The following is a 17,328-nucleotide window of genomic DNA, read 5'->3' as shown; positions in this document are numbered from 1 at the left end:
CCGGCCCCGCCATGCTGACCCTGCCCGTCCGCCCCGCCCGCATCGCCATCGCGATCGGCCTGGCGCTGGCCATTGTCGGGCTCATCGCCCTGGTGCTCTGGGCAATCCTTGCTGCCGCCACCGGCAGCGAGGGCACCGCCTCGCGCATAGATATCCCCCACCTGCTACGCATGACCACGCTGCAGGCCAGCCTCACCACCGTGCTCTCCCTGACGGTCGGCATGGCCCTGGCCTGGGCGCTCAATCGCCTGCGGTTTCCCGGGCGCGATCTGCTGGTCGGCCTGTTCGCCTCGGCCATCGTTACCCCCGGCATGGTCGTGGCGTTTGGCCTGCTCGACATCTGGGGCCGCAATGGCTGGATCAACCAGGCCAGTGACGCCCTGCTCGGTTTCCCGCTGGGTAACCCGGCCTTCGGTCTCTCCGGTATCCTGCTGGCTCATGTCATTCTCGACGGCGCCTTTGCCGCCCGCATCCTGCTGGCCCGGCTCGATGCGATCCCCGCGGAACGTCTCAAGACCGGCCAGTCTCTCGGCCTCACGGCGCAACAACGCTTTGCCATTCTCGACTGGCCCGCCATGCGCGGCACCATGCCCGGCCTTGCCGCCATCATCTTTCTGCTCGCCTTTACCAGTTTCCCCATCGTGCTGCTGCTGGGCGGCGGTCCGGGCAACCAGACCCTTGAGGTCGCCATCTATGCGGCAGTGCGCCAGGATTTCGACCTGACCGGCGCGGTTCACCTGGCCTTGACCCAGATCGCGGTCTGCTCGGGCGTCATCCTGATCGCCGCCGCACTGGCTCCAATCCCCACCAGTTTCGGCGCCTCCATCGCGCCAACCTGGCGTGACCGCCCCCTCGCCCGGGTTCTCCAGACGCTGATCCTGCTCACCTGCAGCATCGGCTTCGTGCTGCCGCTGGCATCCGTTCTGGTCGATGGACTGGGCACCGGCATGGGGAGCCTGCTGACCCAATCCACCTTCTGGCAGGCTGCCCTCAGCAGCCTGCTGATCGGCACGGCATCGGCGATATTGACGCTGGCCCTTGCCCTCGGACTGGCACTCGGCCGGGCTGCCACCGACCATGGCATCCTGCGCACCCTGCTGGGCATGCCGGTCTTTGCCTATCTGGCCGTGCCGGCGGTCGTGCTGTCGCTCGGCTTCTTTCTGCTCGTGCGCAATCTGGGTGTCGCCCCGGCGGCAGCGGCGCCCTTTGTGGTCATCCTAGCCAACAGCCTGCTTGCTTTGCCCTTTGCCATCGCCACGCTGGGTCCCCCGCTCGAGGCCATTGCCCGCACGCGCGGCAAGCTGATCCGCTCGCTCGACCTGTCCGGCTGGCGGCAGTTCATCACGGTCGAATATCCCCTCCTCGGCAAGGATATCGGCGTCATGCTGGCGCTCGCCTTCTGCTTTTCGCTGGGTGACCTCGGCGTCGTCGCCCTGTTCGGTACCCAGGATTTCCAGACTCTGCCCCTGATGATGTTCCGCGCGCTGGGCAGCTATCGCAGTAATGATGCTGCCGCCATCGCCGCCATCCTGCTGGTCGGCACCATCATCGCCTTTGTCGGCCTGCCCAGACTGTTCTCAAGGATTGCCAATGCTGCTCGCTGACGCGCTCACCTTCGCCCATCCCGGCCAGGCGGCACCCTATGTGTTCAGCTTTGCTGCCGCTCCCGGCGAGATCACCGCCATCTCGGGAACCAGCGGTTCGGGCAAGTCCACCCTGCTCGACCTCATAGCGGGATTTCTGCAGCCCTTCTCGGGCAGTCTGACGCTGGACGGCACCGATCTGCTGCCCCTGCCCCCCGAAGAACGGCCGGTTTCCCTGCTGCTGCAGTCGGAAAGCCTGTTCGAGCACTTGCGGACCGACAGCAATGTCCGGCTGGGCTTGCCGGCGCGCACGCCGCGGGCAGAAGCATACGACAGGGTTGCCCAGGCGCTGGCCGAGGTGGGACTGGAGGGCACCGAAGGCCAGATTACCGCCACGTTGTCCGTCGGGCAGAAGCAGCGCGTGGCCCTGGCCCGCACCCTGCTGCGCAATCGGCCGGTGCTCTTGCTCGACGAGCCCTTCTCAGCCCTCGATGACGAGACCCGCGGCACGGTGCGTGATCTCGTCCGCACCCTGACCCTGCGCCATGGCTGGCACACTATCCTGGTCAGCCATCACGCCGATGACGTCGACAGCCTCGCCAACCGGCGGTTCCGCCTGGTCGAGCGGCGGCTGGAACGCCTCTAGCGCGTCCTCACTCAGCCCAGGTGGCAAAGACCTTGTCGAACAGGGCCTGCGCGTCATCATCCTTTTCGAGGGTGATGATGGCATTGCGACCAGTGCCATAGACCACGGCCAGATCCATCCACTTCCGGTTTTCCAGCAGATCGGTATTGGTCGTGGCGTCGGCTGGCGTAGCGCTGAGCGCGAACAGGAACGAATTGCCCACCACGCGCGCCGAAGCGCCCACCAGCGGCGTGCCCGGCACCAGTTCCTGATCCTTGAGCAGCACGCCGGGAAGATTGGCCACGGTGCCACCGATGAAGGTGTCCGAAACCTGGAAATCCACTTCCATCAAATGACTGGCCGGCAGGCTCGGATCAGAATTCTTGCGGATCGTCACGTCGACCCCGAGATTGCGCGCCGGAATGCTGGCGTGACCGATCAGCGTCGGCAGGCCAAGCTCGTCCACACCCTCGCGCCATTCTACGGTACCCGAGAACGGCACGGCCCCGGTGGTGCCGGTGGCACTGGCCTCGAGCAGCAGGGACTGGCTGCCGGCCAGCACTGCCGGATCGACAGAGGCGCTCGGATCATTGGCGGCAATCGTGCTGGCATCCTGCCCCGGCAGGCGCTCCTCGCCCTTGGCATCGGCGTCGGCCAGCGGCGGCAGCACCGTCTCATTGCCGGTCGGCACCACGGGCTGCGGCGTTGGGTCGAGGCGGTCATCGGCCTCAAGGCCTTCAAGCGTATTGGTCGGTTCAGCCGCTGTCGTCGTCGCCGTATTGCCGGGCGCGGCAACCGGGTCGGTGGCGGCATCGGGCTGTTGAACCGGATCAAGCGTGGGTGTCGTGGGCAGTGTCGGATCGGCCGTTTCGGCCACCACCGGCTGCGCCTGGCCAAACATCTGGTCGAGATCGACATAGCCTTCGCGCCAGGCCCAGAAGCCGGCCCCGCCAACGCCGGCCAGCAGGATGGCAAAGACCACGAGGAATATCGTCAGCCCGGAGCCTGAACGCCCGGCGCCGGGCGACGACACAAAGCCGCTGTCATCGCCATCGTCAGCACCGCTGCGCGGCGTCGCGAACATGCGTTCGGCGATGGTCTGGGCCGATTCCGGCGCCTCGCCATTGCTCTCGCCACGTGCTTCCCGATCCAGCGTCTCGATCGCCCGTTCAATGGCGCCCTCGGCCTCGCTGGCATCCGGCTCGATTGTTTCAAGTTCGACTTCGCGCACGGCCGACAGCGCCGGTTGCACGGCTGTCGCGTTGACGGGAGCAGTCTGCTGGCGCACGGCGACCTGCGCACCGCTGACTGATGGCTCCATGCGACCGCCCGGGCGATAGCTCTCGCCCGGTGAATTGGCCGCCACGGGCAGCTGGGCGCGCTTGTCACTAGCATTTGGCAGGATCAGCGATTCCGGTGGGCGCGTGGTGGGCACGGGGCCCATAGGCGCGGCGCGGACCGGTTCGGAGCGCGACGGCAGCACAGCTGATTCGGCGTCCGAATTCGGTTTGTTGACCACCGGCACCTGGATCATCGAGGTGCCGCCGGTCGCCGCGGCCTCGGCGATAATTTCCTCGATCGACATATTGGCGGTCGATTTCGGGGCCGTCACCGCAGGGGCCGCCGGCCCGGTCGGGGCATCGTTGACGGGCTGCTGGATCACCGGCTCGGTGACCACGGGGCGGACGTCGTCTGGCTTGGTCTCTGCTGGCTTTGCTTCGGCCGGACGTGGCTCAAAAGCCCGCATGGCGGGCATTCCCTCGCGTCCAAGCGTGATGACGGCCTCGCTGGCCTCCTGCTCGACCTGGCGAATACAATCTTCGAGCTGCAGCCTGTGCTGGGTAATGTCCTTTGCCGGGAGCGGTGGAGAAATAGCCCGCAACTGCCCGACCAGGGCCGAACGCGCCTTCTCATAGACCGCGCGGCGGGCGGCCCCGTTATTCTCCGGCAGCGCCGAGATCGCCCGGCGCAACAGCTCTTTGTAGTCCGCCATTGGTTACTTGATACTCACGATGTCTGCGACGTGTTGTAACAAAAAAACTCAGTCTTGGAACGGGTCAACGACAAGGATGGTATCGAGCCGTTCCGGGCTCGTCGACAGCATGGCTACCGGCGCACCGATCTGCTCTTCGATGAAGCGCACATATTTGATCGCCTGGGCCGGCAACTGCGCCCAGCTGCGCGCCCCGGCTGTCGTTTCCGACCAGCCTTCCAGCGTCTCGTAAATCGGCTTAACCCGCGCTTGTGCCCCCATTGAGGCAGGCAGATAATCAATCCGTGATCCGTCCAGCTCATAGCCGACGCAGACCTTGATCTCTTTGAGGCCATCAAGGATATCGAGCTTGGTCAGCGCGATGCCGGTAATGCCTGATGTCTTGACAGTCTGGCGCACCAGCACGGCGTCGAACCAGCCGCAGCGCCGCGGCCGCCCGGTATTGACGCCCACTTCGCGCCCCACTACGGCCAGGTGCCGGCCGATCTCGTCGTCCAGCTCGCAGGGGAACGGGCCTTCGCCGACGCGTGTCGTATAGGCCTTGGTAATGCCCAGCACATAGCCGATGGCCGTAGGCCCCAGGCCCGAACCGGCGGCAGCCTGCCCGGCAACGGTATTGGACGAGGTCACGAAGGGATAGGTGCCGTGATCATTGTCCAGCAGCGCGCCCTGGGCGCCCTCGAACAGGATGCGAGCGCCGGCCTTGCGCTTGTCGTCGAGCACCTTCCACACCTGGTCCATAAAGGGCAGGATATCGGCGGCGACGGCGGTCAGCTCGTCATAGATCTTTTGGGCCTCGATCTCGACCAGGCCCATGCCGCGACGCAGCGCATTGTGATGGGTCAGCAGGCGTTCGATCTTGACCATCAGCGTATCGGGTTCGCTGAGATCAACCAGGCGAATGGCGCGGCGGCCCACCTTGTCTTCATAGGCCGGGCCGATACCGCGCTTGGTGGTGCCGATCTTGAGGCCGGAATTGGAATCCTCGCGGATGGCGTCCAGCTCGCGATGCAGCGACAGGATCAGCGGCGCATTGTCGGCAATGCGCAGGATTTCGGGGGTGATGACCACGCCCTGGGCGCGCAGCTTTTCCAGCTCGCCGACGAAATGGTGCGGATCGACCACCACGCCATTGCCGATGACCGAGAGCTTGCCCTGGACGAGACCGGAGGGCAGCAGAGCCAGCTTGTAGCTTACCCCGTCGATGACCAGCGTATGGCCGGCATTGTGGCCGCCCTGGTAGCGCACCACCACATCGGCGCGCTCGCTGAGCCAGTCGACAATCTTGCCCTTGCCCTCGTCGCCCCACTGCGAGCCGACGACAACCACATTAGCCATGAAATTCCATCTCCAGGATCGGCGTGACACCAAGGGCCCGACATGCCTGTCGCGCCTCAACAAAATTGGACCACTGTCTTCCCGACCCATGGTGTTGACGTTTCAACGGGGCCGAATAACTGCTAAGTCCGACTGTCCTTACATCACCCGGGTCCCGATGACAAAGCCGCTGGATCACCAAAATCGCGGCATTTCCGCCAGACTGCTCGATCAACCCTACCTGCTGCTGATTCTGGCGCCGCTGTTCTGGGGCGGCAATGTGGTCGCCGCCAAGCTGGTCGTGGGCGAAATCGACCCGTTTCTGCTGCTTTCGGCCCGCTGCGTGGGCGCCACCCTGTTCATCCTGCCATTCTCGTGGCGCTTCCTGGCGGCCGACTGGCCGGTGATCCGCCGCACCTGGCCGCTGCTGATGGCCTATGGCGCGCTGGGCTATGCGCTTTACAATGTGCTGCTCTATATGGGGCTGACCACCACCACGGCCGTCAATTCCTCGATCGAGACGGGCGCCCTGCCCATGATGATTCTCGCGGCCAATTTCATCGTCTTCCGCGTCCGCGCCACCATTCTGCAGGTGGTCGGCGTGCTGATCGCCATTACCGGCGTCATGCTCACGGCCACCCATGGCGACCTGCGCCGCATCCTTACGCTCGATATCAATATCGGCGACGGGTATGTCCTGCTCGCCTGCCTGACTTATACCGCCTATACGCTGGCTCTGCGGTTCCGGCCCCAGGTGCACATGATGAGTTTCATGGCCGTCGCCTTTACCGGCGCCGCGATCACCGGCCTGGTCATGCTGCAGCTGTTCGGCCCCGGCATCACCGCCTTTGCCAGCATCCCCGCCATGTCGCCCACCGTCTGGGCCGTGCTGGTCTATGTGATGATCTTCCCCTCCATGTTCAGCCAGATCGCCTATGCCCGCGGCGTCGAGCTGGTCGGCCCCAACCGCGCCGCCCCCAGCCACAACCTGATCCCGGTCTTTGGCACGCTGGGCTCGGTGCTGATCCTGGGCGAGCGGCTCGAGCTCTATCATTACCTCGCCGCCGCCATCATCATTGCCGGCATTGCCATGGCCGAATGGGCCGCCCGCCGCCTGCGCTAGGCAACGCGCCACGCCAGAGCGCAAACGCGCCGAAACGCCGCCCGGCTTGCGCTTGCGGTTTTCACGGGTAATGGGCGGCCTCTGACTCGAGCCAGTGTACAAACTTGGGGAGCCAGGGGCCGCCCATCACGGTATCGGCTTGCTTAGGGGGTCTGGTATCAGGCGGTACCAATATTGCAGGTCCGGCTGCCAACTTTCTGCCCACGCAGGAGAGCGCCCTCTCCATCCGATCCTCCCCGCCCGGCCCTGCGTCGGGGCCGCGTGAATGGCGGGAATGCACACAGTATGCGCGCGGTTTTTGGCCCGGGGACAAGATGGATAAAGTGGCTGCGCTAGCGACAGCAAAAAGGGCCGGCGCCAGAGCGCCGACCCTAAAATCCTGCACGATGCAGATGCCTAGAACCGCAGCGACTTGGCCTGCTTGACGCCTTCGAGCGCCGCGATCTGGCCCAGTTGCGCCTCGTCGAGCGCACCGTCGATCGACACCAGCGCAATGGCGTCGGCACCGGCTTCGGCACGACCGAGGTTGAAGTTGGCGATATTGATGCCCAGCGTCCCCAGCAGGGTGCCGAGGCGACCGATATGGCCCGGCTTGTCCTCATTGGTGACATAGAGCATGGAGGGCGTCAGCTCGGCTTCCATATTGATGTTCTTGACCTGGATGATGCGCGGCTTGCCGCTGGCAAACACCGTGCCGGCCACCGCGCGCTCCTGCCGCTCGGTCACCACCGTCAGCCGGATATAGTTCTCATAGGCGCCCTGCTGCTCGCGCGTCACCACTTCGACGCCGATACCGCGCTCCTTGGCGATCTGCGGCGCCGAGACCATGTTCACGTCCGGCATCATCGGCCGCATCACGCCATAGACGGCCGAGGCCACCATGGGGCGGGTATTCATGCTGGCAACATCACCCTCGAACTCGATCTTGATGCCCATGATCGCCGTTTCGGTCAGCTGACCGGCAAACGAGCCGAGCATTTCGGCCAGCTTGATGAAGGGCGTCAGGCGTGGCGCTTCCTCGGCAGAGATGGACGGGAAGTTGAGCGCATTGGTGATCTCGCCGGCATTGAGATAGGCCGAAATCTGCTCGGCCACCTGCAGCGCCACATTTTCCTGCGCCTCGCTGGTCGAGGCACCCAGATGCGGCGTGGCAATGACATTGGCCAGCTCGAACAGCGGATTGGCGGTCGCTGGCTCTTCGAGGAACACGTCGAGCGCCGCGCCGGCCACCTGGCCGGACTTGAGCGCCTCGTAAAGCGCGGCCTCATCGATCAGCCCGCCACGGGCGCAGTTGACGATGCGCACGCCCTTCTTGGTCTTGGCCAGCGCCCCGGCATTGAGGATGTTGCGCGTGGCGTCGATCAGCGGGGTATGGAGGGTAATGAAATCGGCGCGCGCCAGCAGCTCGTCCAGCGTGACCTTTTCGACGCCGATTTCCAGCGCCCGCTCCGGCGTCAGGAAGGGGTCAAAGGCCACGACCTTCATCTTGAGCCCCTGCGCCCGGTCGGCGACGATCGAGCCGATATTGCCCGCCCCGATCAGGCCGAGCACCTTGCTGGTGACTTCGACGCCCATGAAGCGGTTCTTTTCCCACTTGCCGGCGCGGGTGGAGGCATCGGCCTCGGGCAGCTGGCGCGCCAGCGCCATCATCATGGCAATGGCATGCTCGGCCGTGGTGATGGAATTGCCGAAGGGGGTGTTCATCACGATGACGCCCTTCTTGGTGGCGGCCGGGATGTCGACATTGTCGACGCCGATGCCGGCCCGGCCGATGACCTTGAGATTGGTCGCGGCAGCCAGGATCTTTTCGGTCACCTTGGTGGCCGAGCGGATGGCCAGGCCATCATACTGGCCGATGACTTCGAGCAACTTTTCCTTGTCCTTGCCCAGATCGGGCAGATAGTCGACCTCGACGCCATTATCCTTGAAGATCTGGACGGCGGCCATGCTGAGCTTGTCGGAAACGAGAACCTTGGGCATTGGGTAATCCCTGATAAAAGCGAGTGTGGGGAGAGAGCCCCCACCCGGCCTCCCCCTGAAGGGGGAGGAGTGGCTCCGAGTCCTTGGCACCTTGGTACCCAATACTCGATCAGCCCCTCCCCCTTCAGGGGGAGGTTGGGTGGGGGTCTGTGAGTTAGGCAGCGGCCTTGTCGAGCGCGGCCTTTTCCTCGGCAAAGGCAAAGTCCAGCCACGGCACGAGCGCGGCAAGGTCGGCCGTCTCGATGGTGCAGCCGGCCCAGATGCGCAGGCCCGAGGGGGCATCCTTGTAGGCGCCGATATCATAGGCGACGGCGGCCTTGTCGAGCCGGGACACCATGGCCTTGGCAAAACTCGCCTGCGCCGCATCGTCAAGCGCGGCAATGGCCGGATCGACAATGGAGAGGCATACCGAGGTATTGGAGCGGTTGGCCGCGTCCTTGGCCAGGAAATCGACCCAGTCGGTCTTAGCGACCCAGTCGGACAGCACCTTGAAATTGGCATCGGCGCGAGCCTGCATGCCGCTGAGCCCGCCCAGATCGAGACCCCATTGCATGGCGTCGATCGCGTCTTCGATGCAGATCATCGAGGGCGTATTGATGGTCGCCGCCTCGAAGACTTCCTCGAGCAGCTTGCCACCCTTGGTCAGGCGGAAGATCTTGGGCAGCGGCCGGTCGGGCTTGAAGCTTTCGAGCCGCTCGACGGCCCGTGGCGACAGGATCAGCACGCCATGGGCGGCTTCGCCCCCCAGCGCCTTCTGCCAGGAGAAGGTGACGACATCGAGCTTGGCGAAATCGAGCTTTTGCGCAAAGGCCGCCGAGGTGGCGTCGCAAATGGTCAGACCCTGGCGATCGGCCTTGATCCAGTCGGCATCGGGGACGCGCACGCCCGAAGTGGTGCCGTTCCAGGTGAAAACGACGTCGCGATCGGTATCGACTTGGGCGAGGTCGGGCAGTTCGCCATAGGGCGCCTTGATGATGCGCACATCGTCGAGCTTGAGCTGCTTGGCCACATCGGTGACCCAGCCCTCGCCAAAGCTCTCCCAGGCCAGCATGTCGACGCCGCGCGCGCCCAGCATGGACCACATGGCCATTTCGACGGCGCCGGTATCGGAAGCGGGGACAATGCCGATGCGGTAATCGGCGGGCACTTCGAGCAGCTGCCGCGTCAGGTCGATGGCCTGCTGGATGCGCGCCTTGCCCGGCTTGGACCGGTGCGACCGGCCGACCAGCGCATTGGATAGCGCATCAACCGTCCAGCCAGGACGCTTGGCACAGGGGCCCGAGGAAAAATTTGGATTGGCCGGTTTTACCGCCGGCGCGGTCAGGGGCATTGGAGCCATCTTCAGCGACCCTCCCAGGTCTATGCGTCTCGCGTTAGGGCGAGATGTCCTGAGGCTGCAGATACGCCCGAAGCCGCGACCCGTCAATGACTCTTTTCTTGCGCCGCACGGCGCCCGGGCGCCCGACTGCCCCGGCCGCTTCAGGCGGCCATGAGCCTGAGCTCGTCGACATCGGCGGCGGTGATCTCGGGTTGCTGGCGGAGCCGGTCGATGCTCTCGGCCAGCTGGCCATAGCCCAGGCTGAGCGCGGCCCCCTTGATGGTGTGCAGCGTCGCCTCCAGTGTCTTGCCGTCGCCTGCCAAAGCAGCGGCGCGCGCCGTCGCCATCATCACCGTCAGTTCCGCGCCGAACCGCGCCGTGAGCGCGTCGAAGGTCTCCTGGCCGACCTCGGCGATCAGCGCCTGCTGATAGTCGCTATCGACATTGGGGGGCAGTGGTTCTGCCGGCATGTCAGCTTCGGCCATTGACTGGCCAAGCAGCTGCACCAGCACCGCCTCCAGCTTCTGCCGCGTTATGGGCTTGGCAAGGAACCCGTCCATCCCGGCCGCGAGACAGGCCTCGCGATCGGACTCGAAGGCATTGGCCGTCAGCCCGACAATCGGCACGGTCTGTCCCGCCGCCCGGGCCTGCTGCGTTGCCGCCAGGCCATCGAGCACCGGCATCTGCATGTCCATGAAGACGAAGTCGAACGCGCCTCCGGCCATGCGATCGAGGGCCTCGGCCCCGTTTTCGGCATAGGCCACGTCCATGCCCATGCGCTGCAGCAATCCCCCTGCAACGGCGCGGTTGATCGCATTGTCATCCACCACCAGCACCCGGCCCGTGCCGGTAAAGCGCCGCGCCTCCGACGCCGCTTGCGCTGGCTGGCCAGCGCCAGCATCGACCGGTCCGACCGGAAGTTCAAACCAGAAGGTGCTGCCCTGCCCCAGCTGGCTCTCTACGCCGATGCGGCCGCCGATGGTTTCGACAAGACGCCGGCAGATCGCCAGCCCGAGGCCGGTGCCACCATGCAGGCGGGTATTGGAGCCGTCGAGCTGGCTGAAATCCTTGAACAGGCGGGGCAGATCGTCTTCGGCAATGCCCGCGCCGGTATCCACCACACGCACCTGCAGCATCTCGCCCACCAGTACCGCCGACACCGTGATTGACCCCACCCGCGTAAACTTGATGGCATTGCCCACCAGATTGATCAGGATCTGCCGCAGGCGTCCCGCATCGGCCTGGATGACGATGTCCGGCCCCGTCACCTGCAGCATCAGCCGCGCGCCGGCCGCCCGGGGCGCCATGATCTCACGCACCGACTGCAGCAATTGCGGCAGGCTGACCGCCTGCCTGTCGATGCGCATCTCACCGGCTTCAAGCTTGGAGAAGTCGAGAATATCGGTGATCACGTCGAGCAGGATATCGCCCGACTGCCGCATGACCCGCAGCTGGTTGCGCTGCTCCGGACTGAGCTCGGAATCGCCCAGCAGGTCGGCCATGCCGATAATGCCGTTGAGCGGCGTGCGGATCTCGTGGCTCATGGTAGCCAGAAAGGTGGACTTGGCCAGATTGGCCGCCTGTGCCTCGATGGCGGCCCGCTCATTGCGACGGCTCAGCGCCGCCATTTCCTGCCCCGAGCGGGCAATGTGCCGCAATTGCAGCGCCAGCAGCACCACCATCAGCGTCAGCGCCACGGTCAGCGCCGAAACCGCCGCCCCGATGTGCCAATAGGTATCGAGGGCCTTGCTGCGCTCTTCCACGCGCTTGGCATTGACGGCGGCATTGGTGGCGATGATCAGGGCATTGGTCTGGGCGCGGGCACTGCGGACCGCTGCCTGCAGCTCGGCTGCCAGGGCCGGATAGACGGAGGGATCGGCGATGATCCGGTCCATCTGCGGCGTCATGTCCTTGATCAGGGTGACGATCTGGGCGGCCGTCTTGCCAATCACCGGATCGCTGCCGAAGGTGATGGCATAGGATCCAGCGCCCAGCAGTTCCATGCGACTGTACAGCAGGTCAAAGGCCAGGGTGACTTCGCTCGCCGAGCCGGCCGTCGGCGGGGCCCTGAGGGCTTCGCTGAGCCGGGCGGTTTCGCGATCAGTCTGGAATGCGGCCCAGACGGCATCCTCGCGGATGGATTGGGACACCGCATCCTGCCGCTCGCGCAGCTCGGCAAACAGCCACACTATCGAGGCCAGCAGCACGACGCTGACAATGGCCAGCGTGGCCATTGCCGCCATCATCCGCCGCGAGGCTTGGCTTACCGCTGCCAGCAGTCCTGTTTCCACCTACTGCACGCTCATGGCGGTTACCTGCCAGACGGAGCGCCCGAAATAGACTTCGTTGAACAGCTCGGGCTGCGTATCGAACGGGTAGATGACAAAGAGCGGACCCTTGTCACGCACGCTCAGCAGATCGCCATTGACCCGGCTCGCCAGGATGACGGGATTGTCGGTGACATCGGCGCGCGGGATTTCAGCCGAATAGCCGTTGAGCGCCGTCACGCTCAGCGCCGACCCCGTGGCGCCGACCGCCTCGAGCAGCGCCGAGACCAGCACGCCGCTGAAGGCCTGCTCCCCGTCATACCAGGGCGTCTCGCTCGTAATGGTGTGCTGGGCCAGGCCGTCGATCATGGCCTGGTCGAACATAGCCACGCCGTCCCCATTGGTGGTGCCAATGGCGCCCGAAATGGTCAGCACCACCGGGCCGGTGGGTGCTGGCAGATCCTGGGCGGAGGCGGCGGCAATCGGAGACAAGGCGAGCAGAGCGATGGCAAGCAGTTGGCGCACGGACATATCCTAAGCTGCAACGGTGATATCGGGAGACGCGCCGACCAGCGGCGCAATACGGGGCCAGCTGCGCGCGAAGGCCGCGACACAGGCAGGATCGAAATGCGAGCCCGCACAGCGGCATATTTCCGCATAGGCCTCTTCGGCCGGCCAGGCTCTCTTGTAGGGCCGCTCGCTGCACAGGGCATCAAACACGTCGGCGACAGCGGTGATCCGGGCGGCCAGCGGAATGTCCGAGCCGGCCAGGCCTTGCGGATAGCCAGTGCCGTCCCAGCGTTCGTGGTGTCCCGCTGCGATGGCCTCGGCCATCTGCACCAGGTCGGAATCGCCGCCAGCCAGAATCTTGGCGCCAATCCCGACATGGCCACGCATGATCGCCAGTTCATCGGGGTCGAGGCGCCCCGGCTTGTTCAAGATGGCGTCCGGAACCCCGATCTTGCCGACATCATGCAAGGGGGCCACCAGGCCCAGATTGCGCACAAAGGTCTCATCCTCGCCGAGCGCCTCGGCCAGCAGGCGGGCGATCTGCGCCACCCGGTCGACATGGTCCCAGGTATCGCCGTCGCGGAAGCCGATGGCCCGCGCCAGCCGGCAGATAATTTCCTCTTCACGCCGCTGCAGATCGCGCGTGGCCTCGGCAATTTCAGCGGCCAGACACGCCGCCCGGTCCGCCAGGGCGTTCTGCGCCCCGCGCAGCGCCAGCAGATTGGTCACCCGCGAGCGCAGCTCCAGCGGATCTGCAGGCTTGGTCACGAAGTCCGTCGCCCCCGCTGCGATGGCGGCCAGCCTTACGGCCCGATCATTGTCGGCGGTGATCATCACCATGGGGACATGGGCATGCGATGGTAGTTGCCGCATTGCCTCAATCAATTCCAGGCCGCTTATGCCCGGCATCACATAATCGGCGATCAGCAGGTCGCAGCCCTGCTGCCGTGCATCGGCCAGGGCCAGCGCCGGATCGGAAAATCCCTGTACCGCGACATGGGGCAATTTGCCCACCATGGTGCACAGCAGATCGAGATTGATGGAATTGTCTTCGACAATGACGACGCGCATGGGGACCCCCTTGAAGGTCCAGCATATTAAATCCCTCGATAGAACGTAATCACCGAGTTGCGCCATGGTTTCGACTTGGTGAAGCGTGCGCCGCTCATCGCCCGGCGATGCGGCCACCCAGCTCGTCTGCAATGTGGATGGCGATGATCTCGTCGAAGCTGGCATCGCCGACAAAACCCAGTGCGCGGGCGCGATCGGCGGCAAAGGCCTTGGGCCAGCCGGCAACGATGCCGGCAATGGTGGCGTCGGGTTCGCGCCGGATCAGCGCCACCGCGCCGGGTCCGGCGACGCGCTCAAGCGCGGCGATTTGCTCGCCCACCGTCACTGCCAGACCGGGCATGGAAAGGTTGCGCTGATGCCCCAGCAGGCTGGTATCCATCGCCGCCGCATGCAGCAGGAAGCCGACTGCCGCACGCGGGCTGGCAAACCAGTGCCGCACGCTGTCGGGCACCGGCAGCACCGCTTCCAGCCCGGCTAGCGGCTCGCGGATGATGCCGGAAAAGAAGCCGGACGCGGCCTTGTTGGGCTTGCCCGGGCGCACCGCAATGGTGGGCAGGCGGATGCCGACACCATCGAGGAAACCGTGCCGGGAATAATCGGCCAGCAGCAGCTCGCCGATCGCCTTCTGCGTGCCATAGCTGGTCAGCGGGGTATGTTCATGGCTGTCCCCGATCACAGCGGGCAGCGGCTCGCCGAACACGGCAATCGATGAGGTGAACACCAGCCGCGGACAATAGGGCCTCGCCTGGCCGGCCAGCCGGATCGCCTCGAACAGGTGCCGCGTGCCATCGAGATTGATGGCATAGCCCTTGTCGAAATCGGCCTCGGCCTCACCCGAGACAATGGCCGCCAGGTGAAAGATCAGGTCCGGACGGTCCGCCACGAGACGAGACGCCGTTGCCGGATCAGCCAGGTCCGCCGCCACCAATGTGTGCGGCACCGCGCCACCGGGCGGGGACGGCTCCACCACGTCTGCCAGCGTGAGACTGGTAATGGCCTTGCCACCGACCTGCCCCGCCGCCAGCAGCGCCGCCACCAGCTTGCGGCCGACCATGCCGGCGGCGCCCACGATCAGTACCTTCATATGCGGCTCTCCCTTGCGTCGAGCAGAACACCCGACACCGACCCTGTCCAGCGCATGGCCCAAAAAAACCGGCACCCTCTCGGGTGCCGGCATAATGGCTGTTCGGTGCGCGCCGTCGTGGCCGCGCGCTGAAAGACTAGTTGAAGCGGTAGCGCAGCGTGCCGCGCACTTCGTGAATGAAGTTATTGTCCAGGGTATAGGGATTGGGCGCCGCGTCGTTCTGGATCTTGTTGATATAGAGCGCGCGGTAGCCGATATCGGCAACCACCTGGCCGAAGTCGTAGCCCACGCCGACCATGCCGGCTCCGGCAAAGCTGGTATTCTGGTCGCGGGTGTCCGGATTGCCCGGGCCGTTGGTAATGAAATCGTTGAAGGCAACACCGGCACCGGCGCCGACATAACCAAACATGCCGCCTGCCGCACCGTAGCTGTCGCTGGCCAGGGGGAAGTCGTAATAGGCGTTGGCCAATACGATGGTGGAACGGAGCGACAGCGTGTGGTCACCATTGGCCACTGGTGCGCCGTTGACAATGGTGGTGCGCATGCCCTCATTGCTGAGGTAATCCACCGTGGCGTCCGCCCGGAAGCCATTGCCGAATTCGTAGCCGACGCCGGCGCCGACCGAATAGCCATAGCCGAAGCGATTGATCTCGAAAATGCCCGAGCCGGTGGTGACCGAGGGATGATTCACATGGGGCGCCCACATCGCATTGGCCGCCGCGCTGCCGCGCAGGTAGAAGCTGCCGGAGACGCCATAGTCGACATCGGGGATTTCGATCACAGGCGGATAGTAGGGAAAATCGGCGGCGATTGCCTGACCGCCTACGAGGGCGGTTCCTGCCACCATGATCGCAGCGATAAGCTTGCGCATGAGTAATGTCCTTCGGTTGCCACGACACCAGTCGATTGCCCCCAATATCGAGCAATATCCTTAAATGTCGCTTAACCCAAAGATTTAACCTTACCGACCTCTACAAATGTGATCAGCCATTAGCATATCGTTAATCAGTGTTACTTTCCATTTACACTTGAGATCTACTTCACGCGACGTCGAGAATAGCCGCCTCGATCTGCTGCACTACCGATGAAACCAGGCCGGCATCGTCCGCCTCGCCCATCACCCGGATCACCGACTCGGTGCCTGACGCCCGCACCACCAGCCGCCCGCCGACGCCCAGCATGGCCTGGCCATCGGCAATGGCCGCCATGACCAGCTTGTTCTCCAGCGGCTTGCCGGTCTTGAACTTCACGCTGCGCAGCACCTGCGGCACCTTGGTGAAGCGCGCACAGATTTCCGATACCGGCCGGTCCTGTGCCTTGAGCACGGCCAGCAGCTGCAGCGCCGCCACGAGGCCATCGCCGGTGGTAGTGAAATCGGACAGGATGATATGGCCGGACTGTTCCCCGCCCACATTGAAGCCCTTGGCGCGCATGGCTTCGAGCACATAGCGATCGCCCACCTGGGTGCGTTCCAGCGTCAGCCCCAGCGTGCCCAGATAGCGTTCCAGGCCCAGATTGGACATCACCGTGGCCACGATGCCGCCACCCACCAGCACCTCGCGCTGCAGCCAGCTCTCGGCAATCACCGCCATGAACTGGTCGCCATCGACGACATTGCCCTTTTCATCGACGATGATGACGCGGTCCGCGTCGCCATCGAGCGCAATTCCGATATCGGCGCGCATTTCGCGCACCTTGGCCGAGACCGCCTCGGGCGCGGTCGAGCCGACCTTGTCATTGATGTTGAAGCCATCGGGCTTGTCGCCGATGGTGAACACTTCCGCGCCCAGCTCCCACAGCGCGACCGGCGCCACCTTGTAGGCCGCGCCATTGGCGCAATCGAGCACCACGCGCAGGCCGGCCAGGTCGGTATTGCGCGGCAAAGTGCGCTTGGCATATTCGATATAGCGCGTGCGCGCCTCTTCGTCGCGATGCGCCCGGCCGATATCGCGGCCATGCGCCAGCGTCTTGGAGAGATCGCTGTCGATCAGCCGCTCGATTTCGAGCTCGATCTGGTCGCTCAGCTTGTAGCCGTCCGGACGGAACAGCTTGATGCCATTGTCCTCGAACGGATTATGCGAGGCGGAGATCATCACGCCCAGATCGGCGCGCAGCGAGCGCGTCAGCATGGCCACGGCCGGGGTCGGCATCGGCCCCAGCAGGTAGACATCCATGCCCACCGCGGTAAAGCCGGCCGTGAGGGCCTGCTCGATCATATAGCCCGAGCGGCGTGTATCCTTGCCGATCACCACGCGGTTGCGATGGTCGCCGCGCACGAATTTCTGCCCCGCCGCCATGCCCACCTTGAGCGCCAGTTCCGGCGTCAGCTTGGGGCCATTGGCCAGCCCGCGAATCCCATCGGTGCCAAAATACTTGCGTACCATTTGAAATGCCCCTCATCGCGCGCTGCGCGGCCTGCTGGCCGCTGGGATTAATACCACTTTGTGGCGGCATAGC

13 protein-coding genes are annotated in these 17,328 nt (G+C 64.9%); 3 read left to right on the top strand and 10 right to left on the bottom strand.

The window, feature by feature from the left end; genetic code table 11:
- Positions 1 to 11 precede the first annotated feature (11 nt).
- The gene (locus GDR53_RS11940; RefSeq protein WP_193334713.1) at positions 12 to 1,604 is read left to right on the top strand and encodes an ABC transporter permease family protein; all 1,593 of its coding nucleotides are present in this window, start codon (positions 12 to 14) and stop codon (positions 1,602 to 1,604) included.
- Positions 1,591 to 2,229, top strand: coding sequence for an ATP-binding cassette domain-containing protein (locus GDR53_RS11935; protein WP_193334712.1), 639 nt, complete (start codon positions 1,591 to 1,593; stop codon positions 2,227 to 2,229). The genes GDR53_RS11940 and GDR53_RS11935 overlap by 14 nt, the downstream gene beginning before the upstream one ends.
- Positions 2,230 to 2,236: 7 nt before the next feature.
- On the opposite strand, the gene GDR53_RS11930 is transcribed toward GDR53_RS11935, so the two are convergent.
- Positions 2,237 to 4,201 (bottom strand): hypothetical protein, encoded by a 1,965-nt coding sequence (locus GDR53_RS11930; RefSeq protein ID WP_193334711.1) that lies wholly within the window; start codon positions 4,199 to 4,201, stop codon positions 2,237 to 2,239.
- A gap of 48 nt (positions 4,202 to 4,249) precedes the next feature.
- Positions 4,250 to 5,539 carry an adenylosuccinate synthase gene (locus GDR53_RS11925; RefSeq protein WP_193334710.1) on the bottom strand — a complete coding sequence of 430 codons (1,290 nt, stop codon included), beginning with the start codon at positions 5,537 to 5,539 and terminating at the stop codon, positions 4,250 to 4,252.
- Between the two features lie 157 nt (positions 5,540 to 5,696).
- On the opposite strand from GDR53_RS11925, the gene GDR53_RS11920 reads away from it, so the two are divergent.
- Positions 5,697 to 6,641 (top strand): DMT family transporter, encoded by a 945-nt coding sequence (locus GDR53_RS11920; RefSeq protein WP_193334709.1) that lies wholly within the window; start codon positions 5,697 to 5,699, stop codon positions 6,639 to 6,641.
- 396 nt (positions 6,642 to 7,037) lie between these two features.
- Here the strand turns inward: GDR53_RS11920 and serA are convergent, their stop codons facing one another.
- The 8 genes from serA to glmM form a co-directional block, all read right to left on the bottom strand.
- A complete protein-coding gene (gene serA / locus GDR53_RS11915) occupies positions 7,038 to 8,621 on the bottom strand; it encodes a phosphoglycerate dehydrogenase (RefSeq protein ID WP_193334708.1) in 1,584 nt (527 codons plus the stop codon).
- A 154-nt stretch (positions 8,622 to 8,775) separates the two neighbouring features.
- Entirely contained in the window at positions 8,776 to 9,951 is a 1,176-nt protein-coding gene (locus GDR53_RS11910; protein ID WP_193334707.1) for a phosphoserine transaminase, read from the bottom strand.
- Positions 9,952 to 10,100: 149 nt separating this feature from the next.
- Positions 10,101 to 12,173 (bottom strand): ATP-binding protein, encoded by a 2,073-nt coding sequence (locus GDR53_RS11905; RefSeq protein WP_193334706.1) that lies wholly within the window; start codon positions 12,171 to 12,173, stop codon positions 10,101 to 10,103.
- A 57-nt stretch (positions 12,174 to 12,230) separates the two neighbouring features.
- Positions 12,231 to 12,731: a molybdopterin-dependent oxidoreductase gene (locus GDR53_RS11900; protein WP_232846613.1), complete on the bottom strand. Its 501-nt coding sequence runs from the start codon at positions 12,729 to 12,731 to the stop codon at positions 12,231 to 12,233.
- A gap of 9 nt (positions 12,732 to 12,740) precedes the next feature.
- Positions 12,741 to 13,787 (bottom strand): HD domain-containing phosphohydrolase, encoded by a 1,047-nt coding sequence (locus GDR53_RS11895; protein WP_193334705.1) that lies wholly within the window; start codon positions 13,785 to 13,787, stop codon positions 12,741 to 12,743.
- A gap of 94 nt (positions 13,788 to 13,881) precedes the next feature.
- Positions 13,882 to 14,871 carry a D-erythronate dehydrogenase gene (denD, locus tag GDR53_RS11890; protein ID WP_193334704.1) on the bottom strand — a complete coding sequence of 330 codons (990 nt, stop codon included), beginning with the start codon at positions 14,869 to 14,871 and terminating at the stop codon, positions 13,882 to 13,884.
- A gap of 136 nt (positions 14,872 to 15,007) precedes the next feature.
- Entirely contained in the window at positions 15,008 to 15,742 is a 735-nt protein-coding gene (locus tag GDR53_RS11885) for an outer membrane protein (RefSeq protein WP_193334703.1), read from the bottom strand.
- 169 nt (positions 15,743 to 15,911) lie between these two features.
- Positions 15,912 to 17,255 carry a phosphoglucosamine mutase gene (glmM, locus tag GDR53_RS11880; protein ID WP_193334702.1) on the bottom strand — a complete coding sequence of 448 codons (1,344 nt, stop codon included), beginning with the start codon at positions 17,253 to 17,255 and terminating at the stop codon, positions 15,912 to 15,914.
- Positions 17,256 to 17,328: the final 73 nt, after the last annotated feature.

The organism is Devosia beringensis, assembly GCF_014926585.1.
In the GTDB taxonomy this organism is placed as follows: Bacteria; Pseudomonadota; Alphaproteobacteria; order Rhizobiales; family Devosiaceae; genus Devosia; species Devosia beringensis.
This window is presented reverse-complemented; position numbering and strand designations above follow the sequence as displayed.